This is a genomic window from Gemmatimonas phototrophica, from assembly GCF_000695095.2.
GTDB classification, from domain to species: domain Bacteria; phylum Gemmatimonadota; class Gemmatimonadetes; order Gemmatimonadales; family Gemmatimonadaceae; genus Gemmatimonas; species Gemmatimonas phototrophica.
In genome coordinates this window covers 4,199,648-4,216,632 of sequence record NZ_CP011454.1, presented here as the reverse complement: position 1 = coordinate 4,216,632, position 16,985 = coordinate 4,199,648, and the positions used below count along the sequence as shown (strand labels likewise).

Below are 16,985 nucleotides of genomic sequence, written 5' to 3'. Positions count from 1 at the left end.
TTACACCCCGCTGGCGCCTCCTTCGCGTTCAGCCAATAGAATCGGCCCCGGATCGCCGTTGCCCCTCGGCAATCCCCTCCGTCAGCCCGTGGCCGCGGGCTCGGCCCGACGGAGGCGAATGGAGGTGCGCAGCACATAGTACAGCAGCAGTCCCGCTGGTCCGAACATGAAGGTCAGCAGGAGGCAGGGCACCACCAGCAGGTGGTGCAGTCGATGCTCGGGGGCATCAAGCACGATCCAGCACCCGACAAAAAGATCGAAGGCCAGATAGTGCACCCAACCGGCCAACACGGCGCGATCCTGGGTGAACAGGGCCTTCACCTGCGCCAGCGATCCGAACCCGCCATCCGGGTTGGCCGGAGCCGTTGTAAGTGCCCAGATATAGAGAAGTGCCATGCCCACGGGCACCACGATGCGCAACACGGGGGCGGCGCGCTTCGGCACCAGAATGAGAACCACCCAACTGAGCAGCGCGGTCGTGTTGGCATATTGGAACAGCTGCGCTTCGGTCACGTCTTGCCTCCCAGGAACGCCACCACCGGATGATCGTGCAGCGCCTGCCACAGCGCGCCCGCAAAGAGGAGATACGCCGCCGCCGCTGAGGCCACCAGTACCCCCAGTTCCAGTCCATCATTGCGGCGGCCACGCACGGCACGCACGCCAAGCAACAGCAAAGGCAACAGCTGCAGGGCATGCATCCCCACAAAATGCGGGACCCGCAAGTCGCCATGATCGCGACTCCACATGGTCACCGGGAGCCCCGGGCCTCCGTCCTGTCCACCCATCGTGTGCGCGCCTGAAACAAACGGACGTTCGCCACGCTGCATCGCCGCCACCTGCTGCGGGCGCGGCTGCGTCATCATCCAGCCCATCCCGGCGCCGACAATGTGCAAGAGCAGCCCGGCCCGAAACGCCACGGCCAGCGCACGGTCGGCGTGTGGCGTGCGCAGATGCAGGGCCAATACCACCATGGTCAGCACCCACACCGTGGCGATGCCCATGCCCATGCTGCTGAAGAGTGCAGCATCCAGCGGTGTGTCGATATTGAAATGACTGAGGCGGCCGCGCGCCGCCTGAACCATGATGATCACGATTTCCGCCACAATGATCGCACCGATCAGTGACTCCGCCACACGAAGCAGTCGCGTGGGGCGCAGGGTGTGTGTCATCCACGCCACCGACAGCAGGAACATTGCGCCGGAGGCTCCGAACTTGGCCGGCTTGAGCCAGGCGGGGGCTCCCCCAATAACGCGGTCATCGAGCAGCAGCCCGCCGAGGCTCACAGCACACAATGCCGCCGACACAGCGGCCAGGCGAACGAGCCAGGGCGACCATGTGGGTCGCAGGTCAACAGGAGCGGGCATGCGGTCCATGAGGTCGGGAGGGAAGAACGGCGCCCCTCTCCCAACGTGCCGGTTCGTCGTGCGGTTTCGCCTGTACTGTTCCTGCGCGGTTCCTGCGCGGGGAAACGACATCGCCCGACGCCGCCTGAGAGACAACAGGCAGCGTCGGGCGAGGAACACAGCGGAGCGGCGCCGATTACGGCAGCAGCACCGTGTCAATCACGTGAATGACACCGTTCTTGGCCACGATGTTGGCCGCCGTGACGGTGGCGAAATTCTTGGGGCCAGTCACGCGCACGCCGCTAGTGAGTCCCACCGTAAGGTTGGAGCCCGTGAGCAGCGTATTCAGGATCTGCCCGTTGGTGAGCTGCGACGACAGGGCACGCGTGCCAACCACGTGCAGCTGCAGCACCGGCGTCAGCGCCGCGGCCGTCGTGGGTGCACCACCGGGAATGGCGGCAAAGGCGGCATTGGTGGGCGCGAATACCGTGAGGTTGCCACCGCGCAGCGCCGTGCCGAGTCCGGCCGTGGTCACCGCGCTCACGAGCGAGCTGAAGCCGCGCACGATGGCGTTGTCCACGATGTCCATGCTGCCCAGCAACACGCCATCAATCAGGTGCACCACACCGTTCGACGCCGAGATGTCGGGGGTCGTGACGCGCGCGCCACCCACCGTCACCACGCCGTTCGCGACGGTCACCGGCAACGTCGTCCCTTCCACCGTCGTGAGCGTCTGTCCGTTCTGCAGCTGGCTGGCCGTGATGCGCCCCGGCACCACATGGAACGTCAGCACCTTGGTGAGAATGGAACGGTTGCCCGTCTCGAGCAGACGCTGCACGACGTCAGCCGGAAGCGCCGAGAACGCGCTGTTCACCGGAGCGAACACCGTGAACGGGCCGGTGCCATTGAGCGTCTGCGTGAGCCCGGCGGCGGTCAGCGCCGATACCAGCGTGGAGAGCTGCGCCGAACCGGCCGCCGTTTCCGTGATGGTCAGAGCAGGCGGCGCGACCGGATCATCGTCACCGCAGGCCGTCAGTCCAGTGGCCAGAACCGAGAAGGAAAGCACGAGCGCCGCGCGGCGCGAGAACAGCGTGGAACGCATGGAGGAAAGCCTTGTGTGGACGTGATCGGAGTGATCGACGGCGACGAACGCGACACGCGTCATGCCATCGCAACGGCATCGCCGTTGGTGATCACGGGGAGAACACGCAAGACTTCGTGTATGACTAGTCGGTCCGAAAAAACTCGGACCTCGCTTCCTTCGCGAGCTGCTCAGCGCCGCAGCTGCATCGTGACCACGGGAATACGCCCGGGCAGCAGGCGGGCAATCATGTCGTAGCCGGAGCCATCCGCGCGGCGCCGCAAGCCATAGTCGAGCACGTTGGCACGATTGAGCACATTGGTCACGCTCACGCCCACCTCCACCGTGGCGGTCCCTACGCGTTGCCGCCAGGTCGCGCCCATATCGAGGTCCACAATGGCGGGACGCGTCATGCGTCCGGGGAGATCGATGGGCAACCCCGAGCGATCAGGCGCGGCGCCAAACAAATCGTAGTACACCTGACGCAACGCCCACGGCCGTCCCATGACACCGCGCGCTCGAATGGCCGCAGTGAGCGGCGCCCACGGCGTCACTTCGGACACGGCCAGCACGCGATGCGGCTCCAGCCACGAGGGGGGCTGTTGCTGGCCACCAAAGCGCGACGGAAACGCCCGCTCCGCCCACCCATAGTCGTAGGCGAGTTCATGGCGCCAATGTCCACGCGACAACCGCGCGTCGCGAATGACCCGCACACCGCCACCCACCGCACGCCCGTTGGCACGCTGAACAAACTGCGCGGCGCGCACCAGCGACGGAGATGCGGGAACGCCTTCGGCGGCGTACAGCACGCCATAGTCGAACGTCGGGATACTGGGCATCCACTTGGCATACCCTTCCCCGCGCACTTCCCACCCGGGCGCCGGCCGCCAGACCGCTTCCTGGGCCACATGCCACGCCTGCGCCACCGGCGTGGTGCCATCGGTTGGCAACCAGAAGCGCACGCTGGGCACAAACGCCACCGGCATGGTGCTCGCCACATCGAACTGCGTGACAAACTGGTGGTAGCCTCCAGCCGACAGGCGCCAGCTCCACGGGACCCCCGCCGCGGCACTTTCGCGGCGAAGTGCCAGTCGAGGTTCGGCGTAACTGCGACCACTCTGCAGTTGCGACACGCGCACGCCGGCATCGAGAAACGTGGTGGCCGCCACACGCGTGGTGACATCCGCCATGAGTGTGCCACGCCACACCGTGTTGGCGAACGACAGCGGACGCAACACGCGATTGGCAATGTCCAGCTCCGCCTGCGCCCGACTCACCTCGGCGCCAAACGTGGCCGTCGTCTGTGGCAATAGCTGCACCCGCCAATCGGCCACCAACGACATTTCGCTGATCGCGTTGTGTTCACCGCCAGCAATGGCGAGCGGGGTCGATGCCATGGCCATGGACACGTCGTGATCGAGTGCGTGGCGCGAGGCCCGCAGCTGCACGCGTTGCCGCACCCGCGTGCCCAGCAGCCACCGATGCGTGAGCTGCGCCCCGGCTGTGCGCCATCCGTACTCATCCACGCTGTGCACGGTGGCCCGACCGCTGTCGCTGGCGGTACCGTCGTGGGCAATGCCCTGCGCGGTGGTGAACGCCGACGCGGACAGCTGGTGCGCCGTCCCCCAATCGAGCGCCACCGCCAGATGCACATCGTTGAGTGACACGGCCTGATCGCCCGCGCTCCCTGTATATGGGGTGCGATCCAGCTGCTCCATCCCCGGCACGGCGCCAAATCCACTCACGCGGGCCAGCAGCACCGGGTCGGGGGCACTCCAATGGCGCACCGCACGCACCATGGCCGGCGGAGCGGTGAACTGCCACAGCCCGGTGCGCGCCGCGAGCATGGCCCGTCCGGTTGCGTTACCCACCGCAACGGGCGTTGAGAGTCGGGCGGTGGCGGTCAACGGATCAATGGCGATGTCCGTCGCCACGCCACGCGACGCCGTTTGCGCCGACGGCGACAGCGGCTCACCAAGACTATGCGTGAGATCAATCGCCCCCGACGTAAAGCTGCCTACCGACGCTCCGTAGCCGGCGCGATGCACCGTGACGCGCTCCACCGCCAGCGGCGAGACAATGCCAAGCAGCCCCGTCAACGTGGTGACGTCGTACAACGGGATGCCATCGAGTCGCCACGGATGCTCACCGATGTCCCCACCCTGCACATGCAGATCGCCGGTACCGTCGCGGCGCGACACCCCCAAGGGGGCCACGGCGCCCGGCAGAAAGAGCGACGGCCCCACCAGCATGCGCGTGGCACTGTCGGCTATCGTCGCGGCACCAAGTCGGGCGCTGGCGTCGCCCGGACGAATGCCGTTCACAATGATGGGGCGCGCCGCCAATTCCTGGCGCGTCAACAGCAGTCGTACCCGACGTGTCGCGTTGGGGGTGACCTCCAGGGTGGTGGCCAATGGTTGGTACCCCAGTGCGCGCACGGTCACGGCATACGTGCCCGGCCGCAGACGCGCCATGGTAAAGGCGCCGTCATCGCCAGCAAACACCGCGTTGGGCAATTCGGCCAACTGCACGCGCGCCGAGGGTAACCCGGCGCCGGTGGCGGCATCGACCACAAAACCACCCAGTGCGGCCCACCCCGGCGGCGCTTCCGCCGCCGCAATCACCACGTAGGTGCCGGACGACAGCCGGTAGTAGTCGAGGTCGGCCGCGCGCGTGATGCAGCGCAACAGGACTTCGGGCATCTCGCGATCAATCCGGCAGCTGATGCGCGTGGAGGCACGTGCCCCAAGACTCGCCGGCTGCCACACAATGCTCATACGCGCCGCACCGGAGAGACGCTCCAGCGCCTCCACCACGGTGACGTCGAGGAGCGCCATGGTCAGAGCGCGTGTGCTATCGGCCTGCCGACCCACCGTCGACGCAGGCGGCGGCGTTTGCTGTTGCGCTGCCACGGGGCGGGGCGCCGCCCACGCCACCGCCGCACACAGGCCTATGGCCAGCGGCCACGCCCGCGCGTGAGTCGGTACGTGGCCAACGGGCCGCGCCATCCGCGAGCGTCGCTCGCTCACGGGCGCGTGCCACTCCGCGTAATGTGAAAGCCGCGGCTGGTCCGGGTGAGCGTCAGCCCCTGCGCCGTGCACAGGTCGTTGAGCACGGTGTCCACCGACGGCATATCCGGATAGAACAGGGAGACGGTGACCGCGCCGTCCACCTCACGTGCGTGCGTGATCTCCAGCGCCGACCGTCGCGCCAGTTCACTCAGCACCGCGTCGAGCGATTCATCGAGGGCGGAAAACCCGCCCGTGCGCCACGCACCCACCTGTTCGGCCGACACCGACCGCACAGGGAGGAGCTGCGCGCGACCGGCCATGGTGGCGGCGCGCTGTCCTGCCCCCAGCTCGACGGCGGCCCCAAGCGCCCCATCCTGCGACGTGGCCGACACGGCTACCCGCCCTTCCTGCACCGTCACTTGTGTCCCAACAGCGGGGCTCCCTGCCACGGCGGCGCTGAGCACCTCGAAGCGCGTGCCCAGCACCCGCACGGCGGCATCGGTGGTGCGCACCACGAACGGCCGCCCGTCCTTCTGTACCGCAAAGAAGCCGCGACCGGACAGCACCACGTCGCGCGACGACGCCCGCAGCACACCAGGCCACCCCAATGCACGCGGCACCGACAGCGTGCTCCCTGCCGCCAACCACACGTCGGAGCCGTCGGCCAGGCGCACGACCACGACCGGCGCCGCGCCGGCCGTAGCAGGCGCGGCATACGTGGTGGGCACGGCTCGCAGCGCGGCACCACCGGTGATCAACACACCGGCCGCGCTGGCCGCCACGAGCCAGCGCCGCGCGCGACCGATGGTCGCGGCAGGCGCCGGGACCACGGTCGGCTGGTCATCGTCCACCAGCGTAAGCGGCGCCGCGGCATCCGCAGTGAACGGTGTGCGCGAGGGGTCGGCAAGAGTGGCCCGGAGCCGGTTCCACGCCACCCGGCGTGCCTCCGGTGAGGGGTCGAGTGACGAAGGCGCTACGCGGGGGAGTGTCTCCCACACCTCCCGCAGCGCGTCGCGATCAGCGCGACCGGCCAGCATCGCCTCCAGATCACGCGAGCGGGTCGGGGTTGGGTCGTGCGTCATGTGAGCCACCAGGCTACGGCCGCCACCAGACTGCCGGCCTCGGAAAGTCGGCGCCGCAACGTAGACAGTGCGGCGACCAGGTGATTGTTGACCGTCCGCGGTGAGCAACCCATCGCGACGGCGACCTCGTGGTGCGTCAGCCCTTCAAATCGGGACAGCTGAATGGCTTCCCGCTGGCGCGGTGGAAGATCGGCGAGATAGCCGGTCAATCGCCCGCCCAGATCCTCCCCTTCCACCTCGGCGTCCGGCTGCGGCACGGCGGCCGGCGTGGCCGCTCCCTCCTGCGCGGCGGGATCTTCCAGCAGCCGCTCCCGGGTGGCCCGATCCCGTCGCACGTTCAGCGCCAGATTGCGCACCGTTTTGTACAGGTACGCGCTCAGGGTGACGTCGGCCGGAAGGCTTGCCCGGCGGTCCCACAGCCGCACAAAGGCCTCCTGCACCAGATCCTCGGCCGCTGCCGGCTCGTCCAGATACGACTGCGCGTAGCGCAGCAGTGGCCCATAAAGCGCGTCGAACAGCGCCTGAAAGGTCCCCTCGTCACCTGCCTGCACAGCAGCCAGATCGAACAACGGGGGATCGGGGAGAGAGCTCACGGAGAGCGGTGGCGGAAGAGGAGGCATACCAACGATAGACACCCCAGAACGCCCGCATGACCAGTCACCAGGGCCGGGGCCATGCAGACGCCTACTTGGGGGGGCGCCTCGCGCTCCACGCGGCCGCGTCGGCGGCGCGTCCCCACCCCTGGTAGAGCGCCACCAGCATGTCGACCAGCGCAGTACGGAGGATCGTGGAGGTCGTGGGGAAGCCGTTCAGCACCCGCTGCGCTTCCAGCAACAGTGGTTCTGCCTCGGCGAACTTCCGCTGCCGGGCGAGGCAATCCCCCAGGCTGGCCCGCAGGCGGTAGGGCACCGGCTGAGTGCTGTCGAGAGGACTCAACGCCACCCCAGCCCGCAGCAGCGAGTCGCCCTCGGCGATGGCGCCGGTGGCGCACAGGTTATGTGCCAACCACCGCTGTGCCAGCAACACGTTCCGGTCATTGGGCGCGCGCAACGCACTGAAGGTGCGGAACGACTCCCGCAACGGGGCAATGGATCCCAGCGTGTCGTTCTGCATTTCTCGGTACACCGCCATGTTCTGCAGGTGTCCCGCCACAGGAACGGAGCGGTCACCGTACACCGTGCGGCGAATGCGAAGACCAATGGTGCCCAGCGATTCCGCCTCGACCAGCCGACCGCGGTTGAGCTCCACACCGGCCAGTTTCTCGAGGGCGTCTCCGGTGAACCAATGATTGTCACCGAACATCGCTTTCCGACGCGCCACCACATTGGTCAGCAAAGTGTACGCCTCGTCATTCCGGTTCAGCTTGACGAGGGCAAAGCCCACTTCGCCTTCGGAGCGCAGGACTTCCACTTCAATGTTCGCGGCACGCCAGATGGGCAACGACTCGCGGTACCGCTTTTCCACCACCGGCCAGTTCTCGGTGAGTTTGGCCAGGTACCCGAGGTCCTGCAGAGAGGACGCCACGGCCGGACTGGTGGGCCCCAGTCGTGCCAGCCGCCCTTCGTAGGCCTGAGTGAAAAGTGTTTCCGCTTCCGCGAACCGTGAGAGCTGCTGCAGGAATCGCCCGCGCTCCACGCGACCCAGCTGCACGTCGGGATGTTGCTCGCCCAGCACCGCGATGCGAATGGCAATCGCTTCCTTCAGCAGCGGGTCCACTTCGGCAAACTTGGATTGGTCGCTCAGCACACCGCCCAGGCGCGAGACGACGTCGGCTACCGTGGGGTGTTGCGCACCAAACAGGGGGCGTGCGCTTTGCAGTGCCGTGCGATACGTGCGTTCGGCGATGTCGAACTGTCGCAGTTGGCGGCGCGTATCGCCCAGCATGATCAGCGTACTCACCGTGGCTGGGCTTAGTTCGCCGTTGGCGGCGCGACCGAGGGTCAGTGACTCCTCGAGGTACGGCAACGCCTTCTCCGGCTGCTGCGCAAACAGCAGGAACGTGCCGAGCGACAACAATCGTGCGGCGACAATGGGCCCGCCGCGAGGATACTTCGATTTGCTGAGCGCCAGTGCCTCGCGGTGCAGCCGTTCGGCGTCAGCATTACGCCCCAGTGAGTAGGTAACCGTGGCCAACAGCGACAGTGTCCCGGTGACCTGATCGTCATTGGCCGGCAGCTTGGCGCGCGCGGTGGCGAGCGATTGCTTGAGCAGGCGTTCGGCGGTGGGAAAGTCACCGTTGGCCCGGGCCAGTTCGCCCAGATCGCCGGCACTGGTAGCAACCTGCGTATTGGTCGCCCCCAGCACCCGCAGGCGAATGGCGTAGGCCGAGTCAAGATGCGGCTGCGCTTTGTCGTAAAGCCCCAGCGCGTAGTAGGTGCGCCCAATCGTGGACTCCAGGCCGGCGCGCGTTTCCGGCTGACCGGCAAACTGCCCCGAGTCCATGCGAACGGCGGCCCGATCGAGTACGGAACGCACTGTCAACTCCTGCCCCTTGGCGAGTGCCGGGTCGGACGAGTTGAGCATGTTCTGCAGGAACTCATTCACCGCGTTGGCGCGAGCGGCTTCGTTGGTGGCACGAACGGCGCTGGCCGAGGCGATTTCCTGTTGCTGCTCGGCATCGGCGCGCGCCACGTCTGCTTGCGCGCGCGCCGAATCCGCGGCCAAGAGTGCCTTCTCGGCCTGCAGGCGCCGTTGTTCCGCCAACTCGCGCGACGCGAGCGCTTCTTCGCGGCGTGCATCGGCCAACCGCTCGGCCGCGGTCGCGCGCACCGCCTGCCACACACTCACCACCGTACCCGCCACCAGCACGCCCGCCGCGATGGACAGACCGGTCACGAGCGAACGGTTGCGGCGCGCAAACTTGCGCAGCTGGTACATGGCACTGGCTTTGCGCGCCGTAATGGGCTCGTCGCTCAGATACCGACGTACATCGCTAGCGAGTTCATTGGCCGAGCTGTAGCGGCGCTGCCGTTCCTTCTCGAGTGCCTTGCTGACGATGACTTCCACGTCACCGCGGAGCTGCCGATTGACGGAGCTCAAGGGCGCCGGCTCGTCCACCAGAATGACGCGTGCCGCTTCGAAAATCAGCTTGCTGCTCAGGTCATAGGGCAGCCGACCCGAGAGCAGTTCGTACAAAATGACGCCGAGCGAGTAGACATCGCTGCGATAATCGAGCGGCATCTGGTCGGCATTGACCTGTTCGGGGCTCATGTACTGCAACGTGCCCACCACTTCACCCAGTGAGGTCTGCCGGTTCTTCTGCAGTCCGCCCTCGCTGAGCAGCGCCACGCCAAAATCGAGGATCTTGGGTTGACCGCTACTGTCCACCAGGATGTTGGCCGGCTTGAGATCGCGATGAATGACCCCCTGCTGGTGCGCGTAGTGCACGGCGTCGCACACCTTGGCAAAGAGCGACAGGCGACCTTGCGCATCCAGCTCATTGGCGCGGGCATATTCGGTGAGCGATACGCCCTTCACCAGCTCCATGGCGAAGAAGGGGCGCTGCCCATCGCGATTGGCAAAGGTGCCGGCTTCGTAGATCTGCGCGATTCCCGGATGCTGCAGCCGCCCCAGGACTTCAGCCTCGCGCGTGAAGCGCAGGATCAGTTTGGGAAGGACGTAATCCGGACGAATGACTTTCAACGCCACCATGCGCTGCGGCTGATCCTGCTCCGCCTCGAACACCGTGCCCATGCCGCCTTCGCCGAGCACACTGACAATGCGGTATCGCCCGATGTCCCGGGGGATACCGTAGCCGGCCAGCCCAGAGAGGTTGACGTCGTCGATCGGATCGGACATTACGAGCCGACGAGGCGCACCAGCACGTCGCCGGCGGGCATCGTGCAGTACCAGGCCTTTTCCACCGTGACGGATTCCACCGGATAAACCAGAGCGCCCTGCGCGAGCAAATCGCCGAGTTGGACTTCCACCTCCACGTGCGGATCGGGAAGCGCGCCGTGACTGGTGTCGAGGCGCAGCGTGCGTAGCTCCATGGTTTCCTGCCAATTGGGGCGTGCGCTTTCGGCAAAGGCGAGGCCAGCGCCGGTGGATTCTGCCTGCACCAGGTGCCCCGCCCCGTACACGTCAATCACGGACTCCGCCGGTGAGGCGTTGGCCGCCAGGCGGAACAGTCCCGGTGTCTCTGTGGGGTGCAGCGCACTGAACAGCGCCTCCCGATAGAGCCGGGTTTCCGACGTCAGGCCATTGGTGGCAAGCAGCTGATCGAGGACGACGCGGGAATCGGGTGAGGTGGACACGGGAGAGGCTGGGAGAGAGAGAACGGAGGGAGGCACGCCATCGCGCCACGGCAATCTAGCGTTTTGGCACGCGCGCGCTGAGAGGACGCGGCTGATAGTCGGGGAGGAACCGGCATCCGGTGGCCGGTGAAAACTGCGCGTCCACCGTGCGGCACTGCGCGGCCACTTCCTTCGGCGTCGGCTTCACCCCGCGTTCTGCCCAGGTGAGCAGGGCACGCATGGCCGCCACGTACTGCGCGTCGCTCAGGTAGCTATGCTCCCGGTCGTCGGTAAAGAGTTGCACCAGCCGATCACCGCTGCCGCCCCGCTGCATGGTTTCGCGGAACACCGATTCCAATTCGACAAAGGCGGTGGGGTCGTGTATGGCGTGCAGCGTGAGCACCGGTACGGGAATGCGGCCGGTGGGATCGGTGTCGTTCACAAACTCGGCCAACGCTGCCGGATCGGGGGTGGCCCGAAAGGCCGTCGCGTTCAGGGTGGCGTCGTCGAGCGACCCGGTATAGCGCACCGAGGCGTTGCCGAACGGATTGCGGCCGCCGAGCCGCCGGAATACGATGTCCTGGAAGTGCCAGGTCCCCCAGTTGAGATGGGCAATCAATGCCGTCTCGGGAATGGCAATCACGCCGAGGATGCTTTGCAGATTGCGCTGCTGCTGCGCACTGCGCTCGCCGGGCGACTTGCGGACGCCGGTACACTCGTCCACCCGGTTGGCCAATTCGGCGCGCGTGAGTGTGGACGACAGCGGGAGTCCCTGCCAGAGCGGATACGAGGGCTCGTCAGCGCGCGGGTGATTACCACAGATAGCCTGATACACGACCCGCAAGTCGAAGCGGACATCGTACGATTGCGAACCACCAGCCAGAACGCCGGCAGTGAGCAATACGGCGTCGTAGGGGTACCTGGCCCCCGTGGCTCCTGCGGTTCCTTCAGCGGCACGCGCCGCGACACTGGCGCCCCAGGACTGTCCGTGCAGCACCGTGCGCGTGGGGACGCCAATCTGCGCCACAAACAGCCGGCGCACGCGTTCGACATCCTCCGCGGCACTTCGTACGGCCACGCCGCCTTGATGGAAACCGGAGCCGGCGTAGGCGTACCCGGCCCGGGTCCAGATCGACCAGCGGGTCAGATCTTCGGCCACCCGGTCAGCCTTGGGATTGCCCAGTTCCGGGCCACCATGGGCATGCACCACCAGCGTGCCGTTCCACTGGGGCGGCACCGCAAACCAGTAGTACGCCCCGGCACTATCGCGCCCGGCGAGACACCGGCTGCCGGCAGCGACCGACGCCGGACAGACCGCAGCCTGGGCGGGCGTGTCGGCCGCACGGGACTGCGCCGCTGACTCCACGGGGTGCGCAATGAAGGCGACGAGCGGCACGAAGAATCGAAGGGACCGTTGCATGTCGGAAACGTACCACGCCGCCTCCCCCCCGTCTTCCCGCGCCCGTCGCTGGCGCCAGCACACCTCGTCCCGCAATTTCGGGCCATCAGGCATACTGCGTCTCCCCTCCATCCGCCTCCGCCCGATGCGTACCCGCTCCTCCGCCGCCGCGCTCCTGGTTGGCGCGCTCGCCACTGTACCACTGCCGGCCCAGCCGGCATCCACTGCGGCGCGCCCCGCCGTGGACACCTCAGCGCTCTCCCGCCTCACCTTCCGCAGCATCGGCCCGGCCAACATGATGGGCCGTGCGACCGATGTAGAAGGGGTCCCGGGTGATCCCAACATCGTTTACGTGGGCACCGCCAGTGGCGGCGTATGGAAGACCACCAACGGAGGGACCACGTGGAAGGCGCTCTTTGACGCGCAGCCCACGCTGTCCATTGGTGACCTCGCGCTTGAACCGGGCAACCCCGAGGTCATCTATGTGGGCACCGGCGAAGCCAATGTGCGCAATTCGGTGTCGTTCGGGCGCGGCATGTACAAGAGCACCGATGGTGGTGCGTCATGGCGCTTCATTGGCCTGGGCGATGCGCGCCACATTGCCCGTGTGATTGTGGACCCGCGTGATGTGCGCACGGTCTTTGTGTGCGCGGTGGGGCACATCGGGGCGCCCAGCGCCGAACGCGGTGTGTTTGTCACGCGAGACGGTGGCGAATCATGGACAAAATCGCTGTTTACCGACGATAAACACGGGTGTGCTGATCTGGATATCGACCCGGTCAATCCCAACCGCGTGTACGCGGTCATGTGGCACTTCGATCGCAAGCAGTGGACCTTCACCAGTGGTTCCACCGAGGGTGGCATCTTCGCGTCGGCCGATGGTGGCCGCACCTGGAAGAAGCAGGGCGGCGGGTTGCCCAAACTGCTGGGCCGCGTGGGCATCAAGGTGGCCCCGTCGCGCCCCAGCACACTGTACGCGCTCACCGAATCGCGCGAAGGCTACGTGTGGCGCAGCGACGACTACGGCGCCACCTGGCGCGCCACCAGTCAGGATGCCGCGACCATGTGCCGCGGCTACTACTACTCCGACTTGCGCGTGGACCCGCAGAATCACGATCGCGTGTACGCCATTGCCTGTCAGTTCTCGTACTCCATTGACGGCGGCCGCAACTTTGTCCGCTTCTCCGGCAACGTGCACGGCGATCATCACGGACTCTGGATTGATCCCACCGATCCGCGTCGCCTGTGGCAGGTGAACGACGGCGGTATTGCCGTCTCCAACGATCAGGGCGCCACCTGGCGCTTCCCCAATCAGTTTCCGTTGGCCCAGTTCTATCAGGTGCACGCCGACAACCGCGAGCCGTTCTACTTCCTTGGCGGTGGATTGCAGGACAACGGCAACTGGCTTGGCCCCAGCCGCACACGTGAACCGCAGGGCATTCTCGTGGACGACTGGCGGTTGGTGTCGTACGGCGATGGCTACTATCAGACCTCACACCCCGACGATCCGGACTTCATCGTCTCGGAGTCGCAGGGTGGCATGATCTGGCGTACGCACATGAAAACGCTGGAGCAGCAGGACATCTCTCCGCAGCCGCGCCGCAACGACGGCGGCCCGGTGAATACGCTCAAGTACCGCTTCAATTGGAACGCGCCTGTCGTGGCGTCGCCGCACGACGGCAAGATCCTCTACTTCGGCGCGCAGGTCATTTTCCGGTCGAAGGACTTCGGCTCGACGTGGGAAACCATCTCCCCTGATCTCACGAAGAACGACACCACGCGTCACGGTCCGGCAGGTGGTCCGGTCATCACGGAGGCCACCACGGCCGAGTACTACAACACACTGTACAGCATTGCCGAATCGCCGGCGCAGCGCGGCGTGATCTGGGCCGGTGCCGATGACGGGATGTTGCACGTGACCCGTGATGACGGCAAAACGTGGACGCGGGTGGACATGAATGTGCGCGGCGTGGGCCCGGAGGCGGTGGTGTCGCACGTGGAGCCGTCGCGGACCGCGGCGTGCACGGCGTACGCCACCTTCGAACGCCACTTCATGGATGACTACAAGCCGTATGTCTTCCGCACCACCGATTGCGGCGCCACGTGGGCGAGTGTCGCAGGCAATCTGCCGGCCATGGCCTATCTGCAGGTGCTGCGTGAAGACCCGAAGAACGCGCAGGTGCTGTACGCTGGCACCGAGATCGGTCTCTACGTCACGGTGAATGGTGGCGGCAGCTGGTTCCGTCTGGGTGGGAACCTGCCGGCGGTTCCGGTGCACGAAGTGCTGGTGCATGGCCGCGAAAACGACCTCATTGTGGGCACGCACGCCCGCGGGATCTGGATTCTCGACGACGCGTCGGTCATTCAGGAATTGGCGGCCGCACCGCAGAAGCCGATGCACCTGTTCGCCATGCGCACGGCTACACGCTTTGCCACCAAGACCACCAAGACCGGATCACTTGGCGATGCGCTCTTCCGCGGCGCCAACCCGCCCTACGGCGCCATCATTCGCTATCACCTGGCCACCAAGCCGGACGCCGCCACACCGGTGCGTATTGAAGTCCGTGATTCCGCGGGTACGCTGGTGCGTGCGCTGAATACGATTCCGCGAGAAGCCGGGGTGAACACCACGTCGTGGAATCTCGCCTACGAGGCGCCACGGGCGCGCCGTGCGGTGGCCGCCGACGATCCCGAGGTGGCGTTCTTCGGCGCGCTGAGCGGCCCGCGCGTGCTCCCCGGACGCTATCGCGTACGGCTCATTGTGGGTGACCAGCAGGTAGAGCAGCCGCTCACCGTGCGCGTAGACCCCACGGTGACCGTGACGGCCGAGGCGCTCAAGGAGCAGTTCACGCTGGCCATGCAGCTGCGCGACCTGCAATCACTGGTCAACGATACGCTGCGGGCACTGGACGGTCGTCAGGCCGAGCTGGTGGCTCGCAAGCGTGCTGCCGACGCCATTCCCGATGGCGGCGGCAAGCAGGTCGCCGAGAAGCTCGGTGCCGAACTCAAGGCGGTGAACGACTTGCTCGATATGCTCGCCAAGCCGTCCACGGCGCCGTACTGGAGTGAAGGCCCGCGCATTGCCGACCGCCTGGGGAACCTGCTTCGCAATCTCGAAGCCATCAATGCGGCGCCAACGGGTCCGCAGCGCGGCTTGTCTACCGAGCTGGCGACGGAGCTGCGTACCGCACTGGATGCCGTAGCGCGTCAGCTCAACCGGATGGGGATCACCATGTAGCAAGGCCCCGCGTATCGGCGAGTGCCTTGAACTGATCACACGAAGGCATCAAAGGCATTCAAGGCATCCGAGGCTCACGCTGTGTGGCCTTGGATGCCTTGAATGCCTTTGATGCCTTCGTGCTATCTGTTCAACCCAGCCGAGCAAGTCGCTTACGGGAAGATGCCCATGTCCACGTACGACTGGGCCACCTTGTCGATGGCGCTTACCATGGCGGCGGTGCGCAGCGTGACCTTGGGATCATCGATACGGCGATGCACCTCGGTGAGTTGCCGATAGGCCACAATCATCGACTCGGCGAGCCCGGAGGCCACGAGATCTTCTTCGTCGGCACCCTCGGTCAATGACAGCGCTTCCGCATCGGTAAAGCGCTGACCGGTCTTGTCCTCAATGGCGCGCAGCAGCTTGCGCAGTGTCTCTTCCTCGTGCCGCTTCTGCATGCGGCCAAAGCGTACGTGGGAGAGATTCTTGAGCCACTCGAAGTACGACACGATAACGCCGCCGGCGTTGAGCCACACGTCGGGGAGTACCAGGATGCCTTTCTGTGCAAAGACCGCTTCGGCTTCCGGCGTCGTAGGGCCGTTGGCTGCTTCGGCCACGATCTTGGCCTGAATGCGCGGGGCGTTTTCTGCCGTGAGCTGATGCTCCAATGCGGCCGGTACCAGAATGTCGCACGGCAGTTCCAGCGCGGTCAGCGCTTCGGGAATATCCGTGGCGCCGGGGAAGCCGAGCAACGAGCCATGGGCTTTGCGCCAGGCATCAAGCGCCACGATGTCGAGGCCTTTGTCGTTGGCCACCGCGCCATTGTACTCGGCAACCGCGACCACCAGTGCGCCGGCCTCCTGCAGAAAGCGTGCAGCCCAGTAGCCCACGTTCCCCAATCCCTGCACAATGACGCGCTTGCCTTCGAGGCCACGCGTGAGGCCGAGGCGCTTCATGGCTTCGGCATCATCGCACGCTTCGCGCAGCCCGTAGTACACCCCGCGGCCGGTCGCTTCCGTACGACCACGAATACCACCCTGCGCCAGCGGCTTGGCGGTGACGCAGGCAATCGCGTCGAGCTCACCGTTGGCGAGCGAAGCGTAAGTGTCGGCAATCCACGCCATTTCCTTGGATGACGTGCCGTAGTCTGGTGCGGGAACGTCAATGCCGGGGCCGATGAAGCGCTTGCGCACCAGCTCGAAGGTATAGCGGCGCGTGATGCGCTCCAATTCCGCTTCGGAATACTTGCGCCGGTCAATCTTGACGCCGCCCTTCGCGCCGCCAAACGGCACGTCCACGATGGCGCATTTGTACGTCATGAGGGCGGCCAGTGCCTGCACCTCATCGTCGCTCACATTGGGAGCGTAGCGAATGCCGCCCTTGGTGGGCGACTTGTGCTGCGAGTGCTCCGCACGCCAGGCCTGAATGACTTCGATGGTGCCGTTGTCACGGCGAATGGGAAAGCTGACGAAGTACACCGCATTGCAGGCGCGGATCTGTTCGAGCAGCGTGGGGTCGTGTTTGGTAAAGGCGGCGGCACGGTTGAAGGCCGCATCAACCTGCGCCAAAAAGCTCGTTGACATGCGTCGAGAGCAAGAGGATAAAACACGGCCG

General features: G+C 66.2%; 11 protein-coding genes. 1 reads left to right on the top strand and 10 read right to left on the bottom strand.

Translation table 11 applies throughout. From position 1 onward, the window contains the following. Positions 1-81: 81 nt before the first annotated feature. The 9 genes from GEMMAAP_RS17770 to GEMMAAP_RS17730 form a co-directional block, all read right to left on the bottom strand. Positions 82-513, bottom strand: coding sequence for an ABA4-like family protein (locus GEMMAAP_RS17770; protein WP_026848146.1), 432 nt, complete (start codon positions 511-513; stop codon positions 82-84). Beyond that, a complete protein-coding gene (locus tag GEMMAAP_RS17765; protein WP_145979218.1) occupies positions 510-1,364 on the bottom strand; it encodes a hypothetical protein in 855 nt (284 codons plus the stop codon). Before GEMMAAP_RS17765 ends, GEMMAAP_RS17770 begins: the two co-directional genes overlap by 4 nt. Positions 1,365-1,539: 175 nt before the next feature. Next, positions 1,540-2,445 (bottom strand): fasciclin domain-containing protein, encoded by a 906-nt coding sequence (locus tag GEMMAAP_RS17760; protein WP_026848147.1) that lies wholly within the window; start codon positions 2,443-2,445, stop codon positions 1,540-1,542. A 170-nt stretch (positions 2,446-2,615) separates the two neighbouring features. Then, entirely contained in the window at positions 2,616-5,432 is a 2,817-nt protein-coding gene (locus GEMMAAP_RS17755; protein ID WP_158514917.1) for a TonB-dependent receptor, read from the bottom strand. Positions 5,433-5,449: 17 nt separating this feature from the next. Further along, positions 5,450-6,517 carry a FecR family protein gene (locus tag GEMMAAP_RS17750; protein ID WP_026848149.1) on the bottom strand — a complete coding sequence of 356 codons (1,068 nt, stop codon included), beginning with the start codon at positions 6,515-6,517 and terminating at the stop codon, positions 5,450-5,452. Further along, entirely contained in the window at positions 6,514-7,137 is a 624-nt protein-coding gene (locus GEMMAAP_RS17745; protein ID WP_075071563.1) for an RNA polymerase sigma factor, read from the bottom strand. Before GEMMAAP_RS17745 ends, GEMMAAP_RS17750 begins: the two co-directional genes overlap by 4 nt. A 64-nt stretch (positions 7,138-7,201) precedes the next feature. Next, complete coding sequence (locus GEMMAAP_RS17740; protein ID WP_053333544.1) at positions 7,202-10,315, bottom strand: serine/threonine-protein kinase; 3,114 nt, start codon at positions 10,313-10,315, stop codon at positions 7,202-7,204. Then, complete coding sequence (locus GEMMAAP_RS17735) at positions 10,315-10,773, bottom strand: hypothetical protein (protein WP_026848151.1); 459 nt, start codon at positions 10,771-10,773, stop codon at positions 10,315-10,317. The genes GEMMAAP_RS17740 and GEMMAAP_RS17735 overlap by 1 nt, the downstream gene beginning before the upstream one ends. 55 nt (positions 10,774-10,828) lie before the next feature. After that, complete coding sequence (locus GEMMAAP_RS17730; RefSeq protein WP_026848152.1) at positions 10,829-12,172, bottom strand: alpha/beta hydrolase family protein; 1,344 nt, start codon at positions 12,170-12,172, stop codon at positions 10,829-10,831. Between the two features lie 124 nt (positions 12,173-12,296). On the opposite strand from GEMMAAP_RS17730, the gene GEMMAAP_RS17725 reads away from it, so the two are divergent. Then, positions 12,297-15,389 carry a sialidase family protein gene (locus GEMMAAP_RS17725; RefSeq protein WP_053333545.1) on the top strand — a complete coding sequence of 1,031 codons (3,093 nt, stop codon included), beginning with the start codon at positions 12,297-12,299 and terminating at the stop codon, positions 15,387-15,389. Positions 15,390-15,541: 152 nt separating this feature from the next. Here the strand turns inward: GEMMAAP_RS17725 and GEMMAAP_RS17720 are convergent, their stop codons facing one another. Beyond that, positions 15,542-16,954 (bottom strand): Glu/Leu/Phe/Val family dehydrogenase, encoded by a 1,413-nt coding sequence (locus GEMMAAP_RS17720; protein ID WP_026848153.1) that lies wholly within the window; start codon positions 16,952-16,954, stop codon positions 15,542-15,544. Between the last annotated feature and the right edge of the window lie 31 nt (positions 16,955-16,985).

Excerpts from the sequence above, each read along its gene's own strand:
- GEMMAAP_RS17765 (WP_145979218.1), bottom strand. The coding sequence starts at position 1,364 with ATGCCCGCTCCTGTTGACCTGCGACCCACATGGTCGCCCTGGCTCGTT.
- GEMMAAP_RS17760 (WP_026848147.1), bottom strand. The coding sequence starts at position 2,445 with ATGCGTTCCACGCTGTTCTCGCGCCGCGCGGCGCTCGTGCTTTCCTTC.
- GEMMAAP_RS17755 (WP_158514917.1), bottom strand. The coding sequence starts at position 5,432 with ATGGCGCGGCCCGTTGGCCACGTACCGACTCACGCGCGGGCGTGGCCG.
- GEMMAAP_RS17750 (WP_026848149.1), bottom strand. The coding sequence starts at position 6,517 with ATGACGCACGACCCAACCCCGACCCGCTCGCGTGATCTGGAGGCGATG.
- GEMMAAP_RS17745 (WP_075071563.1), bottom strand. The coding sequence starts at position 7,137 with ATGCCTCCTCTTCCGCCACCGCTCTCCGTGAGCTCTCTCCCCGATCCC.
- GEMMAAP_RS17740 (WP_053333544.1), bottom strand. The coding sequence starts at position 10,315 with ATGTCCGATCCGATCGACGACGTCAACCTCTCTGGGCTGGCCGGCTAC.
- GEMMAAP_RS17730 (WP_026848152.1), bottom strand. The coding sequence starts at position 12,172 with ATGCAACGGTCCCTTCGATTCTTCGTGCCGCTCGTCGCCTTCATTGCG.
- GEMMAAP_RS17725 (WP_053333545.1), top strand. The coding sequence starts at position 12,297 with ATGCGTACCCGCTCCTCCGCCGCCGCGCTCCTGGTTGGCGCGCTCGCC.
- GEMMAAP_RS17720 (WP_026848153.1), bottom strand. The coding sequence starts at position 16,954 with ATGTCAACGAGCTTTTTGGCGCAGGTTGATGCGGCCTTCAACCGTGCC.